This window comes from Paenibacillus sp. G34 (assembly GCF_056856875.1).
The window spans coordinates 5,857,626-5,876,874 of record NZ_CM166469.1 but is presented as its reverse complement, the minus strand read 5'-3'; the positions used below and the strand labels follow the sequence as shown (position 1 = coordinate 5,876,874).

15 protein-coding genes are annotated in these 19,249 nt (G+C 50.0%); 13 read left to right on the top strand and 2 right to left on the bottom strand.

From position 1 onward, the window contains the following. Window positions 1-73: 73 nt before the first annotated feature. The 6 genes from AC1VYS_RS26555 (at window position 74) to AC1VYS_RS26530 (ending at window position 7,811) form a co-directional block, all read left to right on the top strand. The gene (locus AC1VYS_RS26555) at window positions 74-721 is read left to right on the top strand and encodes a precorrin-8X methylmutase (RefSeq protein WP_482912117.1); all 648 of its coding nucleotides are present in this window, start codon (window positions 74-76) and stop codon (window positions 719-721) included. Between the two features lie 1,794 nt (window positions 722-2,515). Then, on the top strand, window positions 2,516-3,670 hold the full coding sequence (locus AC1VYS_RS26550) for a cobalt-precorrin-5B (C(1))-methyltransferase (protein ID WP_482912116.1): 1,155 nt from the start codon (window positions 2,516-2,518) through the stop codon (window positions 3,668-3,670). After that, complete coding sequence (gene cbiE / locus AC1VYS_RS26545) at window positions 3,633-4,922, top strand: precorrin-6y C5,15-methyltransferase (decarboxylating) subunit CbiE (RefSeq protein ID WP_482912115.1); 1,290 nt, start codon at window positions 3,633-3,635, stop codon at window positions 4,920-4,922. Before AC1VYS_RS26550 ends, cbiE begins: the two co-directional genes overlap by 38 nt. Before the next feature lie 141 nt (window positions 4,923-5,063). Beyond that, on the top strand, window positions 5,064-5,933 hold the full coding sequence (cobI, locus tag AC1VYS_RS26540) for a precorrin-2 C(20)-methyltransferase (RefSeq protein ID WP_482912114.1): 870 nt from the start codon (window positions 5,064-5,066) through the stop codon (window positions 5,931-5,933). Continuing rightward, the gene (cobM, locus tag AC1VYS_RS26535; RefSeq protein WP_482912113.1) at window positions 5,933-6,730 is read left to right on the top strand and encodes a precorrin-4 C(11)-methyltransferase; all 798 of its coding nucleotides are present in this window, start codon (window positions 5,933-5,935) and stop codon (window positions 6,728-6,730) included. Before cobI ends, cobM begins: the two co-directional genes overlap by 1 nt. Continuing rightward, window positions 6,723-7,811, top strand: a complete 1,089-nt coding sequence (locus tag AC1VYS_RS26530) for a cobalt-precorrin 5A hydrolase (protein WP_482912112.1) — start codon at window positions 6,723-6,725, stop codon at window positions 7,809-7,811. Before cobM ends, AC1VYS_RS26530 begins: the two co-directional genes overlap by 8 nt. A gap of 706 nt (window positions 7,812-8,517) precedes the next feature. Here AC1VYS_RS26530 and AC1VYS_RS26525 read toward each other — a convergent pair. Beyond that, window positions 8,518-8,901 (bottom strand): hypothetical protein, encoded by a 384-nt coding sequence (locus tag AC1VYS_RS26525; protein WP_482912111.1) that lies wholly within the window; start codon window positions 8,899-8,901, stop codon window positions 8,518-8,520. Here AC1VYS_RS26525 and AC1VYS_RS26520 point away from each other — a divergent pair. From AC1VYS_RS26520 to AC1VYS_RS26495, 6 genes are all read left to right on the top strand, one after another. After that, window positions 8,888-10,507: a cobyrinic acid a,c-diamide synthase CobB gene (locus tag AC1VYS_RS26520; RefSeq protein WP_482912110.1), complete on the top strand. Its 1,620-nt coding sequence runs from the start codon at window positions 8,888-8,890 to the stop codon at window positions 10,505-10,507. The two genes, AC1VYS_RS26525 and AC1VYS_RS26520, sit on opposite strands and share 14 nt — an antisense overlap. A 303-nt stretch (window positions 10,508-10,810) precedes the next feature. After that, window positions 10,811-10,936, top strand: coding sequence for a hypothetical protein (locus tag AC1VYS_RS26515; RefSeq protein ID WP_482912109.1), 126 nt, complete (start codon window positions 10,811-10,813; stop codon window positions 10,934-10,936). A 217-nt stretch (window positions 10,937-11,153) separates the two neighbouring features. After that, complete coding sequence (locus tag AC1VYS_RS26510) at window positions 11,154-11,792, top strand: ThuA domain-containing protein (RefSeq protein ID WP_482912108.1); 639 nt, start codon at window positions 11,154-11,156, stop codon at window positions 11,790-11,792. A 73-nt stretch (window positions 11,793-11,865) separates the two neighbouring features. After that, window positions 11,866-12,249, top strand: coding sequence for a phasin family protein (locus AC1VYS_RS26505; protein WP_482912107.1), 384 nt, complete (start codon window positions 11,866-11,868; stop codon window positions 12,247-12,249). Then, window positions 12,250-13,920 carry an ABC1 kinase family protein gene (locus tag AC1VYS_RS26500; RefSeq protein ID WP_482912106.1) on the top strand — a complete coding sequence of 557 codons (1,671 nt, stop codon included), beginning with the start codon at window positions 12,250-12,252 and terminating at the stop codon, window positions 13,918-13,920. 739 nt (window positions 13,921-14,659) lie between these two features. Further along, window positions 14,660-16,123 (top strand): SulP family inorganic anion transporter, encoded by a 1,464-nt coding sequence (locus tag AC1VYS_RS26495; protein ID WP_482912105.1) that lies wholly within the window; start codon window positions 14,660-14,662, stop codon window positions 16,121-16,123. Between the two features lie 429 nt (window positions 16,124-16,552). Here the strand turns inward: AC1VYS_RS26495 and AC1VYS_RS26490 are convergent, their stop codons facing one another. Beyond that, window positions 16,553-16,939, bottom strand: a complete 387-nt coding sequence (locus AC1VYS_RS26490; RefSeq protein ID WP_482912104.1) for a hypothetical protein — start codon at window positions 16,937-16,939, stop codon at window positions 16,553-16,555. Between the two features lie 675 nt (window positions 16,940-17,614). On the opposite strand from AC1VYS_RS26490, the gene AC1VYS_RS26485 reads away from it, so the two are divergent. Next, window positions 17,615-19,153 (top strand): DEAD/DEAH box helicase, encoded by a 1,539-nt coding sequence (locus AC1VYS_RS26485; protein ID WP_482912103.1) that lies wholly within the window; start codon window positions 17,615-17,617, stop codon window positions 19,151-19,153. Window positions 19,154-19,249 lie beyond the last annotated feature (96 nt).

Sequence of the window (19,249 nt, the reverse complement as noted above, 5' to 3'; positions counted from 1 at the left end):
ATAGGCTTAATTTGAATAGTGCAACTTTGAACGGCTTGATTGTAAATATCGAAAGAAGAATGGAGTGATTCGGGTGGATTTTAAAACAGAGTTTAAACCGCTGACCGTGCAACCTCAGGAAATTGAAGGTAAGAGCTTTGAGATGATTACGGAGGAACTGGGTGAGCACCCGTTTACCGATGAGCAATATCCGGTTGTGCAGCGTGTCATTCACGCTTCGGCTGATTTTGAACTGGGCCGCAGTATGGTGTTTCACCCGGATGCGATCCAGGCAGGAATTGCGGCGCTACGTGCAGGTCAGTCAGTCATTGCCGATGTGCAGATGATTCAGGCGGGTGTGAGCAAGGATCGTATTCGCGGTTTTGGTGGCGATGTGCATGTACATATTTCCGACCCAGATGTGATGGAGGAGGCGAAACGTCTCAACACCACTCGTGCCATCATCTCAACGCGCAAAGCAACCCAAATGTATGAAGGCGGAATCTACGCCATTGGTAATGCGCCCACCGCGCTGCTTGAGCTGATTCGTCTTGTAAAAGAGGGTCAGGCTAAGCCAGGGCTCATTATCGGCATGCCGGTAGGTTTTGTATCCGCTGCCGAGTCGAAGGACGAGCTGCGCAAGCTGGACATTCCTTTTATCACTAACATCGGTCGCAAAGGCGGCAGCACAATCGTCGTGGCAGCACTTAACGCAATCTCGTTGATGGCTGTAAAGGCATAGAGCGGCGGGAGTACTAAGGCGATTTGCCTCGCTCGACCAGTGAGGTCAAACGAAATCTAACTGATCTGATTAAGTCTGCTTAACCAAGGCCGTGCTGCGTCCTAATAAGAACTGGAAGAGTCTTCACTGAGGACTATGTCCGAATCTGTTAAAGTCCAGCAATTTCTAACGATCACCAGGAAGCTTATTTTGCGTAAAATCCCTCTTTTGAAATTCTAACGATCCTGAGGAACGCTATTTCACTGAAAATCATTCGAAAATGGCTAAAATGCCATCTTTTTGGAGAAATAGCGTCTCCTGAGATCGTTAGAATCCCAGCGAGGGCAAATTGGTCCAAATAACGTTATCTGTGATCGTTAGAGCTTAGCCGTGAGTGAAGTGGGTGTTATGTGAATGAGATGCTTAGCATGCAAGCCACCAGAGATTGGAATTCCTCTTCAGCAATTTCTAACGATCACCAGGAAGCTTATTTTGTGTAAAATCCCTTTTTTGAAATTCTAACGATCCTGAGGAACGCTATTTCACTGAAAACCATTCGAAAATGGCTAAAATGCCATCTTTTTGGAGAAATAGCGTCTCCTGAGATCGTTAGAATCCCAGCGAGGGCAAATTAGTCCAAATAACGTTATCTGTGATCGTTAGAGCTTAGCCGTGAGTAAAGTGGGTGTTAAGTGAATGAGATGCTTAGCATGCAAGCCACCAGAGATTGGAATTCCGCTTCAGCAACTTCTAACGATCACCAGCGACCTTATTTTGCGTAAAATCAGCCTCTTGAAATTCTAACGATCCTGAGGAACGCTATTTCACTGAAAACCATTCGAAAATGGCTAAAATGCCATCTTTTTGGAGCAATAGCGTCTCCTGAGATCGTTAGAATCCCAGCGAGGGCAAATTAGTCCAAATAACGTTATCTGTGATCGTTAGCGCTTAGCCGTAAGTGTAGTGGGAGTTAAGTGAATGAGATGGTTAGCATGCAAGCCACCAGAGATTGGGATTCCGCTTCAGCAATTTCTAACGATCACCAGGAAGCTTATTTTGCGTAAAATCAGCCTCTTGAAATTCTAACGATCCAGAGGAACGCTATTTCACTGAAAACCATTCGAAAATGGCTAAAATGCCATCTTTTTGGAGAAATAGCGTCTCCTGAGATCGTTAGAATTCCAGCGAGGGCAAATTAGTCCAAATAACGTTATCTGTGATCGTTAGCGCTTAGTCGTGAGTGAAGTGGGCGTTAAGTAAATGAGATGGTTAGCATGCAAGCCACCAGAGATTGGGATTCCGCTTCAGCAACTTCTAACGATCACCAGGAAGCTTATTTTGCGTAAAATCAGCCCCTTGAAATTCTAACGATCCTGAGGAACGCTATTTCACTGAAAACCATTCGAAAATGGCTAGAATGCCATCTTTTTGGAGCAATAGCGTCTCCTGAGATCGTTAGAATCCCAGCGAGGGCAAATTAGTCCAAATAACGTTATCTGTGATCGTTAGAGCTTAGCCGTGAGTGAAGTGGGTGTTAAGTAAAATGAGATGGTTAGGTGCGATCGCCAGTGAGTGTAAGTCTAGTCGAGCAACGTCTAGTAACCTCTAACGATCAACAATGGTTAGTGTACATTTATTAGCGTCTCAGTTGTTGAGTACGACTAAAAATCGATTAACTAATAATCGATTAACTAACAATTCATACAAGACTAAAAAGCAAACAGCAACCAGCAATAAGCGACAGTAAACATCAACCAACAGTAAACATAATCACACCAACTAGCGAGCAATTAGAAGGACGGGAGGTTCAAAGCCATGGAAAAGAAACGCATGAAAAGCGGAGAAGCACCGGACCCGGATAAACCGATGCGTTCCGGCTTTACGACCGGTGCGTGTGCGACAGCCGTTGCCAAAGGAGCGACGCAGCTCCTGTTAACGGGTCATATTCCTGCGCAAGCCGTGGTTTCCTTGCCCGCCGGCTTTGACCACTCGTTCGAGCTGATCGAGCAGGAGCTGATGACGGATGGTACAGCAACCTGTGCCACGATCAAGGATGCCGGGGATGACCCGGACGCCACACATTTGGCGAAAATCATTGCGCATGTGTCTTGGCGGGACGAGCCGGGGGTAGAGCTGGATGGCGGCATTGGTGTGGGGCGTGTTACGAAGCCAGGATTGCCCGTGCCTGTTGGGGAAGCGGCCATTAATCCCGTGCCGCGCCGCATGATTACCGAAGCGGTGACTCAGGTGCTTGCGGAACATGGCACCGCCAGAGGGGTACGAGTGGTCATCAGCGTGCCGGACGGCGAGGAGATCGCGAAGAAAACGCTCAATGCGCGGCTTGGCATTCTTGGCGGTATCTCCATTTTGGGCACACGCGGCGTGGTCGTTCCGTTCTCTACTTCGGCGTACAAAGCCAGTGTGGTGCAGGCGATTTCCGTTGCGCAGGCTTCCGGTTGCGAGCACATTGTGCTGACAACAGGCGGCAGTAGTGAGAAGTATGCCATGAAAATGATGCCCGAACTGCCGGAGGAAGCCTTTATTCAGATGGGTGACTTTGTAGGCTTTGCGATCAAACACGGGAAACGGCTGGGCATGAAACGCATCAGTCTGGTCGGGATGCCGGGTAAATTCGCCAAAGTGGCTCAAGGGGTCATGATGGTGCACTCCAAAAGTGCGCCGGTGGATTTTGGATTTCTTGCGTCCGTGGCTCGCGAGACGGGGGCTGGGGATGAACTGGCGCAAGCGATCGAGGAAGCCAACACGGCGACTCAGGTGGCGGATATGATGACCGAAGCAGGATATTTGCCTTATTTTGAAAAGTTATGCCTGTACGCCTGCCAGCACTGTCTCGAACATGCGGGCGGCGGCGTAACGGTGGAAGTGGTGCTGGTCACCATGAAAGGAATGGAACTGGGGAGGGCGGAAATCAGTGAACTCGAACACAACAACTGGAGCAAAGAATCGTAACATCCGCATTATTGGCGTGGGGGAAGAAGGAGCAGCGGGGCTGACGGCAGACAGTCTCCATCTCATTCAGGAGGCAGATGTGCTGGTAGGCGGCGAACGTCTGTTACAATTTTTCCCGGCGTTTGCGGGAGAGAAGATCATGATCAAGAGCAGTTTGAATGACCTCGTTGCGAAAATAAAAGCGTTGCAGGACTCGCACAACATCGTTGTGCTCGCCTCGGGAGACCCGCTGTTTTACGGCATCGCCGGGTATTTCGCGCGCAAACTCGGCCCGGATCAACTGGACATCCGGCCTAATCTCAGCTCGCTGCAGCTGGCATTCGCGAGGCTTGGCGAGAGCTGGCACGACGCCGTGCTCGAAAGCGTGCACGGTCGCCCGCTCAAAGGCCTCGCCCAGCGCATCGATGGCAAAGCCAAAGTGGCGCTGCTCACGGACGAGCATAACAGCCCCGCTGCGATCGGGGCGTATCTGCAACAATTCGGCATGACGGAGTACGATGCCTACGTTGCGGAAAACCTGGGCGCGGCAGACGAGCGTGCCCGCCACTACACCCTGGACGAGCTGGCAGCGGCTGAGTGCAGCCCGCTGAACGTCGTCATTTTGTTGCGCCGCAAGGATGCACCGGCGCCGCGCAAAGGCTTCGGGTTTGCAGATGAAGAATTCCATCAGCGCAAACCCGAGAAGGGCCTCATCACCAAACGTGAAGTCCGCGCGTTCAGCTTATCTGAGCTGAAACTGGGCGAGGACAGCATCGTGTGGGATATCGGCGCAGGTTCCGGATCGGTGGCGGTGGAGTGCACGCGGCTGGCGCCGCGAGGCCAGGTCTTCGCCATCGAAAAGAACGAAGGTGACCTCGTGAACATCGAGGCCAACCGGATCAAATTCCGGACGGATTTTACCGTCCTTCATGCCAAAGCGCCAGCGGGGCTGGACGAACTGCCGGGTCCCGATGCGGTGTTCATTGGCGGCAGCGGCGGCGAACTCGCGCAGCTGATCGCCTTGTGTGCGTCCCGGCTGCGCCCCGAGGGACGCATCGTGGTGAATGCAGCGACCATCGAAACGCTGCATGATAGCATGAAGGCGATGCGCGATGCAGGCATGGATGCCTCCGTGACTTTGCTACAGACGGCGCGGAGCAAGCCGATCCTGAACATGACCCGTTTTGACGGACTGAATCCGATCTATGTCATTACAGGCCAATTTATAGCAGGAGCAGAAGCGGAAGCCGAAACAGCGAACGGAGCGGAATAGTTTTTCGGCAAGGAACCAAAGGGGGAGAACAGCATTAACACAACAACAGGAAGCGTCACCAGAGACACATCAGGTAGCTTAGCAGCACAAGGCACTGCGGCCACAAGCGAAACTGCGAGCAGTGCAGCAGGCATCACTGGAATGAATCCAGAAGGTCTCACAACAGGAGGAGCAGCAAGCGAAACGGTGAGCGTGGCAGGAGCTGGAGTCGGAGTCGGCACAACTCAGAACGTGACTGCAAACAAGCCCTCCGCAGATGCGTCTGCGTTGTCAGAACTACCCGCAACTGCACCATCGGAGGGCAAGACGGTTGGCACATTGTATGGCGTCGGTGTCGGACCGGGAGACCCGGAGCTGATTACGGTCAAAGCATACCGGATGATTCGCGAATGCCCGGTGGTCGCCTATCCGAAGAAACGCAAAGGCGGTAAATCCTACGCCCACGAAATTGTTGAATTATATGTGAATCCAGAGGAGAAAGAGATGCTGGGGCTGATCTTTCCGATGACCAAAGACCCGGTTGTGCTGGAGCGGGAGTGGGGCAAAACCGTGGAAGCGTGTTGGGAGGCGCTAAAGCAAGGCAAAGATGTAGCATTTGTGACGGAAGGTGATCCGAACTTATACAGTACATTTATCCACCTTGCACGTCTGATGCGCGAACTGCATCCTGAAGTGCCGATTAGCTCGATTCCGGGCATATCCTCCGTGCTTGGTGCGGCGGCAGCGCTGGATATCCATCTGGCAGATGGAGATGAGCAGGTTGGCATTATTCCGGCTACAGCGGATAAAGAAGCGATGCGGCAGGCGATTGAGCATCACGATACGATTGTGTTTATTAAGGTGGCAAAGGTGCTGGACCCGATGCTGGAGCTGCTGGACGAGATGGGACTTGGCGGCAAAGCCTCGGTGGTCACCAAAGTCACTTCTCCTTATGAATTGGTCTGGCGTGACGCCCGTGAACTGAAAGGGCAGGAGCTGGAATATTTGAGCCTGATGGTGGTGAGCAAATAATGAAAACATTGGAAGCGAAAGTGTACATCGTTGGTGCAGGCCCTGGAGATCCCGAGCTGATTACGGTAAAAGGTTCGAATATTTTGAAAAATGCCGACCTCGTTCTGTACACGGATTCCCTCGTGAATGATGAACTGATTGCGACTGCCAAATCCGAAGCTGAGGTGCTGCAAAGCTCCGGCATGGATTTGGAACAGCAGGTCGAACTGATGTGCACAGCGGTTCGTGCAGGACGTAGCGTAGCACGTGTACATACGGGTGATCCAGCAATGTATGGTGCCATTTTGGAACAGATGGTTTTATTGAAACAACAGGGCGTGGAGTACGAGATTATTCCGGGCGTTAGCTCGGTATTTGCTTCGGCAGCGGCGCTGGGAGCGGAGCTGACTGTGCCGGAACTGACGCAGACCGTCATCCTGACGCGTGCGGAAGGACGTACCCCTGTGCCTGAACGGGAGAAGCTGCGCGATCTGGCATCCCATCACTGTACAGTGGCGCTCTTCCTGAGTGCAACACTGGCAAAAAAAGTCGTGGTCGAATTCCTTGCCGCAGGCTGGAGCGAAGATACACCGGTCGCGGTAGTGCAACGCGCAACATGGCCGGATCAGAAAATTGTGCGTACCACGCTGGCCAACCTGGCTGCGGATCTGCGTGCCGCAGGCATTACGATGCATGCGATGATTCTGGCAGGCTGGGCGCTTGATCCTGATCTGGTGAACCGGGATGCTCATCGTTCCAAACTGTACGACAAATCCTTCACCCACGGTTATCGCAAGGGAGTGAAGTCCGGTGAGTAATCCGTTTGCTGCTGTAGCCATTACGAAGCACGGCGTGGAGATGGTGCGTAACCTCGAAGGACAGTTTCAGGGCACAGACGTCTATTATATGAGCAAATTTGCCCGTGGCGACGAGGAACAACTTGGATATACCCTGTTTGAAGGTTCGGTGAAGCTGATTCTGCCAGACCTGTTCAAACGTTATAACGGCATCATTCTGTTTATCTCGCTGGGTGCCGTCGTCCGCATGATTGCTCCGCTGCTGGTGGACAAAAAAGTAGACCCTGCCGTGCTGGTCATCGATGACCGTGGCGAGAACGTCATTAGCGTGCTGTCCGGTCATCTTGGCGGTGCCAATGAACTCACGCGTCAAGTGGCGGAAGTGCTTGGTGCACGTGCAGTCATTACGACAGCTTCGGATGTGCAGGGCACGATTCCGGTGGATATGTTTGGTCGTGAACTGGGCTGGATCGTGGACAGCTTTGATAAAGCAACCCCGGTAAGTGCGGCGGTGGTTAACGAAGAGCCGGTGGCACTGATTCAAGAGACAGGCGAACGCAACTGGTGGCGGTATAACAAACCTGTACCGGATCACATTCAGGTCTTTGGCAGTATGCAGGAGACGGAATCGTTTACGTTTAACGCTGCACTGGTGGTCAGTGACCGTCTGCTTTCGGCGGCTGAAGAGGAACGTTTTCTAACGAATGGTGTGTTGTATCGTCCCAAAAGTCTCGTGCTCGGCATGGGCTGCAATCGCGGAACGGCGATGGAGGAGTTGGAGCAGGAAGTGCTTGCCACGCTGGAAGAGCTGTCCCTGTCCGTGAAGAGCGTGCGCAACGTGGCTACGATTGATCTGAAAAAAGATGAGGAAGGCCTGCTGGCTCTATGCGCTAAGTACGGCTGGGAACTCGTCACTTACACTCCAGAGGAACTGAATACGGTGCAACTTGCCAATCCGTCCGAGACGGTATTTAAATACACCGGAGCCTATGGCGTAAGTGAACCGGCGGCACTGCTGTCTTCGGGAGCTGACCATTGGTTGCTGGAAAAGAAAAAAAGCGGCAACCTGACGATCTCTGTCGCACGGGTAGCATTTGATTAAGTCCAGTCAATGTGATTGAGATGCATTTTGTGGGGTCAACCAGCGTTTCGTTTGACCAGCCAGCATTGCGTTTGACGGACAAGCATTTCGTCTGGTCAACCAGCATTTCGTGTGACCGACAAGCATTTCATCTGAAAAACTAGCATTAACGTGCCTTTAGATCGTTTGCGTCACCAATAAGCACGAGCATGTTTTTGATCGTGTGCGTCACCGATAAGCACCAATGTATTTTGGGGAGGTTAGTAGTCCCGAACTGTGACATGTTTTTATGTGAATAACATTATGTATCACCAGAATTAGCAGTGAGTAACGAGCAACTACCAACGAGCAACAAACTTTTCTCCAAAACAATCAACGTGGCAGCTCTAACGATCTCAGATGACGCTATTTACCCCAAAATAGATAACTCTAAATTCTAACGATCACCACAGACGTTATTTAAGCGTTTTTCAAACAAAATGGCTAGAATTCGAGCTATTTCCCCCAAATAACGTTCCTCAGGATCGTTAGAATTTGAAAGTGTGCTTTTTTCGCGAAATAAGGTCTCTGGTGATCGTTAGAGATGGGGCAACAAAGGAAGAGCTGGCAGTTGGGTACTTTGAGTTGCTATGGGCTACATCAGGTTGTATCGGCCGCATCAGTTGTAGAATCGGAGTCACTTCTGCCGTTCTGCCGAGATTACAAAGTCTATCCGAGCAGATCATAGCTACCGTTTACCTCGATGCGTTGACACATAAGAAGTAGTTGCTATCACCTCTTGACCATGACCGTCCCAGCCGTTGAAACCGATATGGGATGGTCTATTTGTTATATGTAGAGCAAAGGCGGGATGAACGATGAACGCAAAGAACACAAAGAACGCAAAGAACGCAAAGAACACAAAGAACACAAAGAACACATCCAATAATGAAGCCTTACCAACAAATGAAATTTTACCGACTGAGTCTAATAATAACGTAGTCACACCAACGGCATCTGATAACGTAGTCACACCAATGACATCTAATAATGGAGTCACACTAACGGCGTCTAATAATGGAGTGGCACCAACAACGTTCAATAACAACCCCGTACCAATGACGTCCGACAACAAAACCACACCCCGGCTGATTATTGCAGGTACGGGGAGCGGGGCGGGTAAAACGACTGTAACGCTCGGTCTAATGAAGGCACTTGCCCAGCGCGGATTGAGCGTACAGGGATTCAAATGCGGTCCGGATTATATTGATCCAACCTATCATACAGCCGTGACGGGCAGACCTTCACGTAATCTGGACGCATGGATGACTTCGCCAGCATATGTGAAGGAGACATTCCAGTTGGCCTCCGCAGGTCATGATATTTCCATCATTGAAGGGGTGATGGGCCTCTACGATGGTAAAGATCCGCTCAGTAATATCGGTTCTACCGCAGAAATTGCGATGATCACACAGACACCGGTGATTTTGGTTGTGGATGTACGTAGTATGGCGCGCAGCGCGGCGGCCATCGTTCTAGGCTTTCAGCAGTTGGAGCCTGAATTAAACATTGCTGGTGTGATTGTGAATCGGTGCGGAAGTGCAGGGCACTATACGATTGTGAAAAAAGCGATTGAGCAAATGTGCGGCATTCCGGTCGTCGGTTGGCTGAAAAGGGATGAAGACATGTCCATCCCCGAGAGACATCTGGGACTCGTCCCTGCCATTGAGCGTGGAGAATTGGAACCTTTATTCCAACGGGCAGCCGATGTGTTACTAGAGGGTACGGATCTGGATCTTCTGTTGCAACTGGCAGCCAGCGCTCCCCCGCTCTCGGTGCATTCCACCAATCTAGCTGGCTCAACCAATGCCATCCCGAGCAACACAGCTCATATGGCTTATACTGCTCGTACTAGCGATACATTGAATATATCTAGTGATACAGCAATGGCTCACATTAGCGACAAAACCAATGCTAACGATATGATTAACGCTACCGATATTCATAGCATTACCCACACGGCCAGAGTGAACGACGCCGAGTATGTACCCCAACCGACGGCCCTCCACATCCACAGCAAACCGGATACGTACCAGCCTGTTATTGCTGTCGCTCGCGATGCGGCATTTAACTTTTATTATCCAGACAATCTGGAACTGCTCGAAGCGGCGGGGGCAAGACTGCAGTATTTCAGTCCACTCGCCGGCGAAGGCATTCCGGCAGAGGCAGACAGTATTTATCTTGGCGGTGGCTTTCCTGAGGAGTTCGCGGCGGTGATTGCCGGAAATGAGCTTTTTCTGGAAGGGCTACGCGCAGCAGCACGTTCCCGGATGCCGCTGTTCGCGGAGTGCGGCGGCTATATGGTTCTGGCCGAAACGCTGACAGATCGTGAAGGGCAGACGTATACCATGGCAGGAATTATTCCTGCGCAGGTACAGATGCAGAAGAAGCGAGCTGCACTGGGATATCGGGAAGCGAGTGCGGTTCAGGACTCTTTTTTGCTAAAACAGGGTGAAGTGCTACGAGGGCATGAATTCCATTACTCTACAATGACGTACCGCGAAGAAGGAGCCATTCCACACGCGTATGAAACGAAGGGGCTGCGTGGTTCGAAACAGGAGGGATACGCTTCGGGCAGTATCGTGGCGGGGTACACACACGTGCACCTCGGTTCTGATCCGCGAGCCGCACAGAGATGGGTGGAGCATTGCCGACTGTACCGCAAACAACAAGCTTAGTTCAAGTGTAGCATCCGTGTGTAAAGATCGTGTTCAGAAGTGTTCAGGACAACGTGCTTAACGCATCCATGTGTGGCAGGTCAGTACTGTCAAATATGGATGCATAGAGCCCGGATTGGAGGGATATGGCCTGGAAAGTGTCTATAAACCGCTTGGACGAGGACTGATTTTTCGTTTTGTCGAACCAGCCTAATCTCCCTCTTTCGGGAATGAGCGTAAGGGCATGAGTTTGTTTTGAACCTCCTGAGACTTTGGTCGTGAAGTTGGGGATTGGACTGTACAATTAAAGGTTTTTAGTGAAACATGTTGAATGTGTTAGGGACGGAGCATCTTTTGAAAAAGGAGACTGGGGAAGCCAATATGGATCGGAATGATGTGGATTTGGCAAACCATAATACGGCTATACTAGGAAGTATTCTGAGTCTGTAGATATCCTGTTCAAAACCGATATGGAAGATAAACACTCACATCTAAAACATAACGTTTATAACAGAGGTGCTTGATGTTAAATTGTGCAAATGCCTTGCAGGAAAGTGAGTTAGAAGATTCACAGGTAGTCGATGATACAAAGCGTGGTTAATTTATAGGATATGGAGTGTGCAGACGAAACTAAAGGAACAAGATCACTAGAAAGGAGATGATTATGATGGATCATCGTAAAAAAGCACTATTGATTGGGGATTATACTCATCCGGACTGGCACCCGCTTCAAGGAGTGGATGCGGAGATAAGCCGGATTTTTCAGGATACGATCACGGTTCAATGCAGTGAAAATCGCAATATGCTACTCCATGAAAATATTTCAGGGTTTGATGTGTGTATCTCATACATGGACGATTGGAGAGGGAAAGTCTCCCCACAGCAGACAGCAGGTCTGTTGTCGTATGTGAGTAACGGGGGCGGGCTGGTCATTTTACATAATGGAATCTCGCTTCAGAACCGAAATGAGATCAAACAGATGATCGGAGCCAAATTTCTTCATCACCCGCCTTATGCGCCATTGGAGTTCACAGTTACGGCGGAGAGTCATCCCGTGACGGAGGGGGTTTCCGGTTTCACAATGGAAGAAGAGCCGTATGAGTTCGAGTTCGGTTCATTTACTGAGACCAAAATTCTGCTGGAATACCAGTCCAAAGAAGGGCCTAAACCGGCGGCATGGGCGCATAAATATGGACTGGGCCGAATTGTATATTTGATGCCTGGGCATTCTGTTCCATCCTTTGCAAACGAAATGTATCGTCGATTGGTTTTGCAGGCAGGTAAATGGGCAGCGCGGTACGTATAACAAAGCTTTCCTTTTTGCATGTCGAGGTTTAAGAGGTGTAATATAGAGACAACCAAAGAGGAGGATGAATAAGATGAGCGATTTGTTCAAGAAGGCGTTCTCGTTAGGGCTTGGTCTTACGGTAGTCAGCAAAGAAAAGATTGAAAAAACCGTGGATGATCTGGTGGAACGCGGGAAGCTTGCGCCCGGAGAATCCAAAGCGTTTGTTGAACGACTGTTGGAGCGCGGGGAAGAAGAGCAAGGCCAGCTGAAACGTGTCATTCAGGAGCAGGTCAAACGTGTCCTTCAGGAAGCTGGCGTGGCATCCGAAAGCGACGTGACCAGTCTGGAGCAGCGCGTTGCGGTTTTGGAAAAAAAGCTAGCCGAACTGAATCAGACACCACAGCTTCAACTTGATGAATCCCCGGCTCCGGTTGTTGAAGATTCTCCTCCTCTCAAAGGAAACGAGATCGAATAGATGGCTGTGCGGATCAAACATGTCGGCAGATACCGGGAGATTGCCATGGCGCTGGTGCGTCATGGCTTCGGTTATATGGTCGAGGAGCTGGGATTATTCCAGCTGCTGGCCCTGCCCAGACGGTGGATGTCGCGTGAAGCGCAACCCACCAAGACGTTAAGCGAACGGATCAGGCTGGTGTTGCAGGAGCTGGGGCCGGCTTTTGTGAAGCTGGGGCAACTTGCAAGCACAAGGGCAGATCTTTTACCTGAATCGGTTATTCGGGAACTGGTCAAATTGCAGGATCAGGTTCCGCCGTTCTCATCAGAGACGGCACGGGGTATTTTGGAACAGGAATTGGATACACCGCTGGAAGAGATCTTTTCCCGGTTCGAGGATACCCCGGTGGCCGCAGCCAGTATTGGTCAGGTGCATCTGGGCAAACTTCAGAGCGGAGAGGCGGTAGCGATCAAAATCCAGCGCCCCGGCATATCACGGATTGTGCAGCGTGATCTGGACATTTTGCGTGAACTGACCGCGATGGCGGAGAAACGTTGGGATTGGGTGAAGCAATATCAGATCCCGCAGATGGTGGAAGAATATGCTCAGGCTCTGATGGCGGAGCTCGATTATACGGTGGAAGGTCGCAATACGGAGAAGATTGCACAGCAATATCAGCAGGACCCTAAAGTGAAAATTCCGGTAATCTACTGGGATCAGACCTCATCACGTGTGTTAACCATGGAGTATATTGAGGGCATCAAGCTGAACAACCGGGATGAACTGGTGAAGCGTGGTCATGATCTGAACAATATTGCTGAGCGGCTGGTGGATGCGCTGCTCAATCAGATTTTTATGCAAGGTTTCTTTCATGCTGACCCGCATCCGGGCAATCTGATGGTGCTGAAGGATGGGCGTCTCGCCTTCATCGACTTCGGCATGGTCGGCAGTCTGAGTGACGAGATGAAGCAGCAGCTTGCCTCGCTCATTATCGGGCTAATGCGTAAGGATACCGACAGTATGATCCGTGCAATTGAGAAGCTAGGTATGATGCCGGATGACATGGATGCGCGCGCGCTTCATGTGGACTTGGACAAACTTCGAACGAAATATTACGATATTCCTTTTTCCAAAATCAGTGTAGGACAGGCGTTAAATGATCTGTTTGGCATTGCCCAGAAACACAGGGTTGTCATGCCCGCAGATATACTGCTGATGGGCAAATCCTTGCTGACGATGGAAGGGGTCATTGAACATCTCGACCCTACCTTGAGCATCGTGGATATGGCGGAGCCGTTTGGACGGAAGCTGCTCAAGGAACGTTTTAGCCCAGGTCGAATCAAAAATCGGTTGTTTCGCAGTGCGGCAGACATGGCCGAAAGTGTCATTGGGCTGCCCGGGCAATTGCGCCAGCTTTCCTCCATCATTAGCAAAGGCAAGCTGCGGCTGGAGATCAGCGTACCTGAATTAGAGTTGCTCATGCGCAGGCTGGATCAGATCAGCAATCGTTTATCATTCAGCATTGTGTTACTGGCCTTCTGTATCATCATGGTGGGACTTATTATCGGTTCTTCGATTAGTCACCAATCCACGATGCTGTGGGATATTCCGGTGATTGAGATTGGTTTTCTCGTGGCAATCCTCATGGTGGCATTCCTATTGTACTCGATATTCAAATCGGGCAGGTTCTAAGCCGGAAGTTATCATATGAAGTTAACAAACGCCAAAAAACGATTGCCTGGAAATAGGAATAACTCACCGTACCCTGGAAATGCCAAAGGTAGACCGCAAGGCCTTTTATGAAAGGTCTTTGCGGTTTTTTTGATGAGTAGAGATAAAGGGAGTTAAATCTAGAAAGCTGAAGATAATAGGAGATAAGTACTTGTTTTTGCGATATTACAGTGTTCGTACATATGTATGTCTGTAACTATAATAATAGGTCAGTAGATTAACGGCCCCGGTTTTTCTGAGAGAGGAAAACTAACAACAGGCATTGCTCTGTCTATTCAGCAAGTATAGTTGAGATTAGATGGTGAGACGAGATGCCGTAAGCAAGAAAGACAGCTGAATAGTAACGGAAACGGTCAGTACATGCTGGAACGGCAATGACATGATGATTAGAAACGGTGTTTACGTCTAGATTAAGGCAGTAGACCATCATGCACTTAGGGACAAGTAGACTAGCAATAGACAGGTTAAGGGCGCGGTATGCTTTTGGGCATTTACCATGAGCAGGCGAAGAGTCAGGCATAATAGTAGTTATTTTCTGCGAGGACTTATCCGTTATTTTGTGTTGTTTGCAGACTTCCCACTGTCTTTTTTTGTGAGTCCCAAAGTGAGAAATTGGACGTATACGACTTCCGTTTTTGTTCAGCAGATCGTTAAAGATTGTTAATTTGAGGAACAAACTTAGGAGGCAAAGCAACAACATATGAATACGTTAAAACAACAGTGGTTCGGCAATATCCGCGGAGATGTGCTCGCAGGCATCACAGTAGCACTGGCACTGATTCCAGAAGCGATTGCGTTCTCCATCATTGCAGGAGTAGATCCGATGGTGGGATTATACGCATCGATTACGATTGCTATCGTCATTTCGATTGCAGGTGGCAGACCGGGCATGATCTCGGCAGCAACAGGAGCTATGGCGGTATTGATGGTAGGACTCGTCAAGGATTATGGCGTGGAGTATCTTTTTGCGGCGACCATTCTGACAGGCATCATCCAGTTTATTTTAGGCATATTTAAAGTAGGGCGATTTATTACGTTTGTGCCTCATTCGGTGTTAACCGGATTTGTGAACGCACTGGCGGTTCTGATCTTTATGGCGCAACTTACCCACTTTACGGGAGCGAACTGGATCATGTATGTGATGGTGGCGGGAACGTTAGCTATCATCTATATTTTGCCGCGTTTTTTCAAAGCAGCTCCAGCTCCGCTTGTAGCGATTATTATTATGACGATTATTACGGCGATTTTTCATCTCGATGTCAAAACGGTGGGTGAAATGGGCAATCTGACGAGTACACTGCCGATGTTCCATTTGCCGAATATTGCGTGGACATGGGATACACTGATGATCCTGTTGCCTTATTCATTCACAATGGCCCTCGTTGGTTTGCTGGAGTCCTTATTGACCGCGACCATTGTTGATGAGATGACCGAGACCAAAAGTAGCAAAAACCGTGAGGTGCGTGGTCAGGGTATTGCCAACTTTGTAAACGGATTGTTCGGCGGCATGGGTGGCTGTGCGATGATCGGACAGTCGGTGATTAATGTGAAGTCAGGCGGACGTGGAAGGCTGTCCACATTTACGGCAGGTGCGTTCCTTGCCATTTTGCTACTATTACTGAGTGGTGTGGTGAAACAAGTCCCGATGGGTGCGCTGGTCGGTGTGATGTTTATGGTGTGTATTGGTACGTTTGACTGGAGTTCTGTAAAAAATATTGCACGTGTACCACGCGCAGAAGCTTTCGTTATGGTGGTGACGGTAGCGATCGTTGTTTACACGCATGACCTTTCGCTTGGTGTAATGGTCGGTGTCGTGCTCAGCGTGCTGCATTTTGGCTGGAAGCAGACCAAAATTCGTGTACAGGCTAGCGAGGAGCAAGGACAGAAAGTGTATCGTGTGTCCGGGCCGTTCTTTTTTGGTTCTTCGTCCCATTTCGTAGATGAATTCGATGCGGAAACAGACCCGCAGGACATCATGATTGACTTTGCCGGCTCGCATATCTGGGATAACACGGCAGTTGTGGCGATTGGTAAAGTGAAATTCAAATACGCGAAGCTCGGCAAAACCGTGCATCTGCGTGGGTTGAATGAAGAAAGTTCCCGACTGCTGGAACGCAGCGGATTCAATGTGTCAGGTGTAGGTACTGGCGGACACGGAGCGTAAAGTAATTGTTTCAGGGATTATTCTTATGTCGTAATAAGAGTTCGGTTGCAAATGCAGGCGACTGAGTTTAAGCGATAGTTAGGTAACGGTAAGCCTTGAAACGGCTACGGTTGATAGGTAATGCTACAAAGTATTGATGCGTAGCGGTCTCCTTGTGGTTATGCGAGGGGAGCCGCTTTTTTTGTAGTCTTGAGCGCTAACGATCATGAGAAGCCTTATTTAGGCGTATTTGGGCCATTTGCATTTCTAACGATCACCAGAGACGCTATTTAGCTGATTTCACTCCTTTTTTGGGGGATTTCTGTGATTTTTGAGGAAATAAGCTTCCTGGTGATCGTTAGAATTCTGACAGTGCGTATTTCGAGCAAATAAGGTTTGTGGTGATCGTTAGAAATTGGCGTGATCTTTTTCTAATCGCTCAGGTTGGCTTTAGTCTTCAAGGTTAGCGATACCAGCATTCAAATCATAAAGGATGTAGAAATGATTCCATTTGCGTGTGGTCACAATTTCCTGTTTGCCTTCTTTTATAAAAAAATACCCGGAGCCTTCTTGTTGTTGATATTTCCAACCTTCACGCTGCATTCTTGACTTTAGCCGTTCCTGCGGATCATTCTGGTCTTTGGTAAGGTAACGTTCCCTGCCCGGCGAGGGATTGTCCATCTGAATCATGGAGTGGCCGCTCCGTTCTAAACGTATGATTTGCTTTACGTTGCCGTAACCAACGTTGTTCAGAATCGAAAACAAAGTGATGATGGCTAACACCAACATGCCAGACAGCCCCCATATGATCGTTCTTCGGATTCCTCTCGCTTTCATCGCATATTGACCTCCTGTTCTTCCTGAGAAGTAATAACGTTATACCGCACATTAGAATAAACGCGAGCACCCGGCTGTTGGTTACCAAAATGTTGCTATTAAGTGTAGCGGGTAGGTGAGTAACGGAATGATTCAACAAGATGTTTTATTAAGCTGATTTTTAAAAGGAATAAATAAATTAAACGAACTGTAAAACAAGGAGCAAGGTTATATTAAACGGGGCTATTGATCTATCTCTAAAATACTCAGTAATGCTGCCTGATGGGCACGTTGTTTTACTAAATGTTTGATTTTTTTACGATACGTTCATGCTACAAGTTGGCGCGGTAGCTCGGTTTCGCTTTTGTTTTACTGGATGAACGTGTAAACTACAGGGTATGGAGAAGAAGAGCAATGGAATGATTGCTTTTTAAAAATTCATTTCATAATCAGAGTTGAATTCAGGAAAACTAGTTTGGACTTACAAGATGTGTACTGCAGTTACAGGTGTGACTGGAGTAGAGAATCAGGTTCAGATGCAGAACTCGGGCACACGGATGCTAATAGCAGGTTCGTATGCCGACTCAAACAATGACATAGACTCAATCAAGTTCAGACGGAGATGCCTATGCATTTCCAAGGGTAGGGTCTTCTATGAAATGGATTTATCTAAATGAATATACAGAGGTGTAACGATTGGCAAATTTTGAACAACTAGGAATTCGCCCGGAATGGTGCGAGGTGCTGAAACATCAGGGTATCGCTGTGCCAACTCCGGTACAGGAACGTTCGATTCCCGTACTGCTGGGTGGACGTGATATTATTGCCGAGGCACAGACGGGCACAGGAAAAACGCTGGCTTTTTTGCTGCCGATTATTCAGAAAATTAACGTCTCGGACCGCTCCCCGCAGGCACTCATTATTGCGCCTACGCGTGAGCTGGCTTTGCAGATTACGGAAGAAGCGAAGAAACTGACTGCGAACGATGACAAGCTGCATGTGCTTGCCGTGTATGGTGGACAGGATGTAGAGAAGCAGCTGCGTAAGCTGCAAAATGGAACTCAAATCGTTGTAGGAACACCAGGCCGCCTTCTGGATCACCTGCGCCGCGGGACATTGAAGCTCGATAATGTGAAAAAGCTGGTACTGGATGAAGCAGATCAGATGTTACACATGGGTTTCCTGGATGATGTAGAGACGATTTTGCGCGAACTGCCGCATAAGCGTCAAACGATGCTGTTCTCGGCTACGATGCCGAAAGGCATTCGTGTACTGGCGAAAAACTATATGAAAGACCCGGAGGACGTGAAAGTTTCCTCCAAGTCCATGATTCCGATTCATCAGATTCGCCAGCAGGTGCTGGAATGTACAGATCGCGGCAAGTTTGATGCACTTCGTGGCATGATTGATACGTATCGCCCGTATTTGGCGATTATATTCTGCCGGACGAAGCGCCGGGCTTCGAAGCTGAACGAAGATCTGCGCGAAGCAGGGTATGAAAGCGACGAGCTTCACGGGGATTTGTCCCAATCCAAGCGGGAAAATGTCATGAAAGCATTCCGCGATGCGAAGCTGCAAATCCTTGTTGCTACCGATGTTGCAGCACGGGGTCTGGACGTTGAAGGGGTTACCCACGTATTCAACTACGATATTCCGCATGATGCGGAAAGTTATATTCACCGTATCGGTCGTACAGGCCGTGCAGGTGGAACGGGTCTTGCTGTGACGTTTGCAACGCAGCACGACAGACCGGAGCTTGCTCGAATCGAGGAAGGCACGAATCAGAAGCTGAACCGCATTCAATGGACAAGCGAAGGCCCGGTTGCTTCTACGGGAGCTTCTCGCCGCGTTATTAAAAGCGAGGGCAATGATGAGCGCGTCGGTCGTACTGCCGGGACAGGCAGTGCCCGTCGCGGTGCAGGACGTAATGACCGCCGGGATGGTGGACGTGGCGGTCGTGGTTCACGCGGCGGCGAAGGTGGACGCAGTGGCGGCCGTAGCGGTGACGAGCGCAGCGCAGGCCGCGGATCGGCGCGCAGCAGCGACAGCAGTCGCGGTGCAGCAAGCCAAGGCCGCGGGGGTGCAGGCCGCGGCGAAGAGCGCAGCAGCGGCTGGGCTGGCCGCAGCGCAGACAAGCGCACCGCTGGGCGCGGTGGCGCTGGTGCGGGCCGCTCGGACTCCGCAGGACGCGGTCCGAGCAGAGGTGACCGCCGCGATTCTCGTCGCGGGCGGTAACGCACTGGCGCAAGCGGCGATGCAGCCGCATTTTGCGCTAGAAGCATCATAGCCATGCCACCGCAGCAGCGGATGCCGCATGGCTCATATCGAGAG

Coding starts and splice junctions, on each gene's coding strand:
- AC1VYS_RS26550 (WP_482912116.1), top strand. CDS start 2,516: ATGGAAAAGAAACGCATGAAAAGCGGAGAAGCACCGGACCCGGATAAA.
- cobI (WP_482912114.1), top strand. CDS start 5,064: ATGAATCCAGAAGGTCTCACAACAGGAGGAGCAGCAAGCGAAACGGTG.
- cobM (WP_482912113.1), top strand. CDS start 5,933: ATGAAAACATTGGAAGCGAAAGTGTACATCGTTGGTGCAGGCCCTGGA.
- AC1VYS_RS26520 (WP_482912110.1), top strand. CDS start 8,888: ATGACGTCCGACAACAAAACCACACCCCGGCTGATTATTGCAGGTACG.
- AC1VYS_RS26515 (WP_482912109.1), top strand. CDS start 10,811: ATGTTGAATGTGTTAGGGACGGAGCATCTTTTGAAAAAGGAGACTGGG.
- AC1VYS_RS26510 (WP_482912108.1), top strand. CDS start 11,154: ATGGATCATCGTAAAAAAGCACTATTGATTGGGGATTATACTCATCCG.
- AC1VYS_RS26505 (WP_482912107.1), top strand. CDS start 11,866: ATGAGCGATTTGTTCAAGAAGGCGTTCTCGTTAGGGCTTGGTCTTACG.
- AC1VYS_RS26500 (WP_482912106.1), top strand. CDS start 12,250: ATGGCTGTGCGGATCAAACATGTCGGCAGATACCGGGAGATTGCCATG.
- AC1VYS_RS26495 (WP_482912105.1), top strand. CDS start 14,660: ATGAATACGTTAAAACAACAGTGGTTCGGCAATATCCGCGGAGATGTG.
- AC1VYS_RS26490 (WP_482912104.1), bottom strand. CDS start 16,939: ATGAAAGCGAGAGGAATCCGAAGAACGATCATATGGGGGCTGTCTGGC.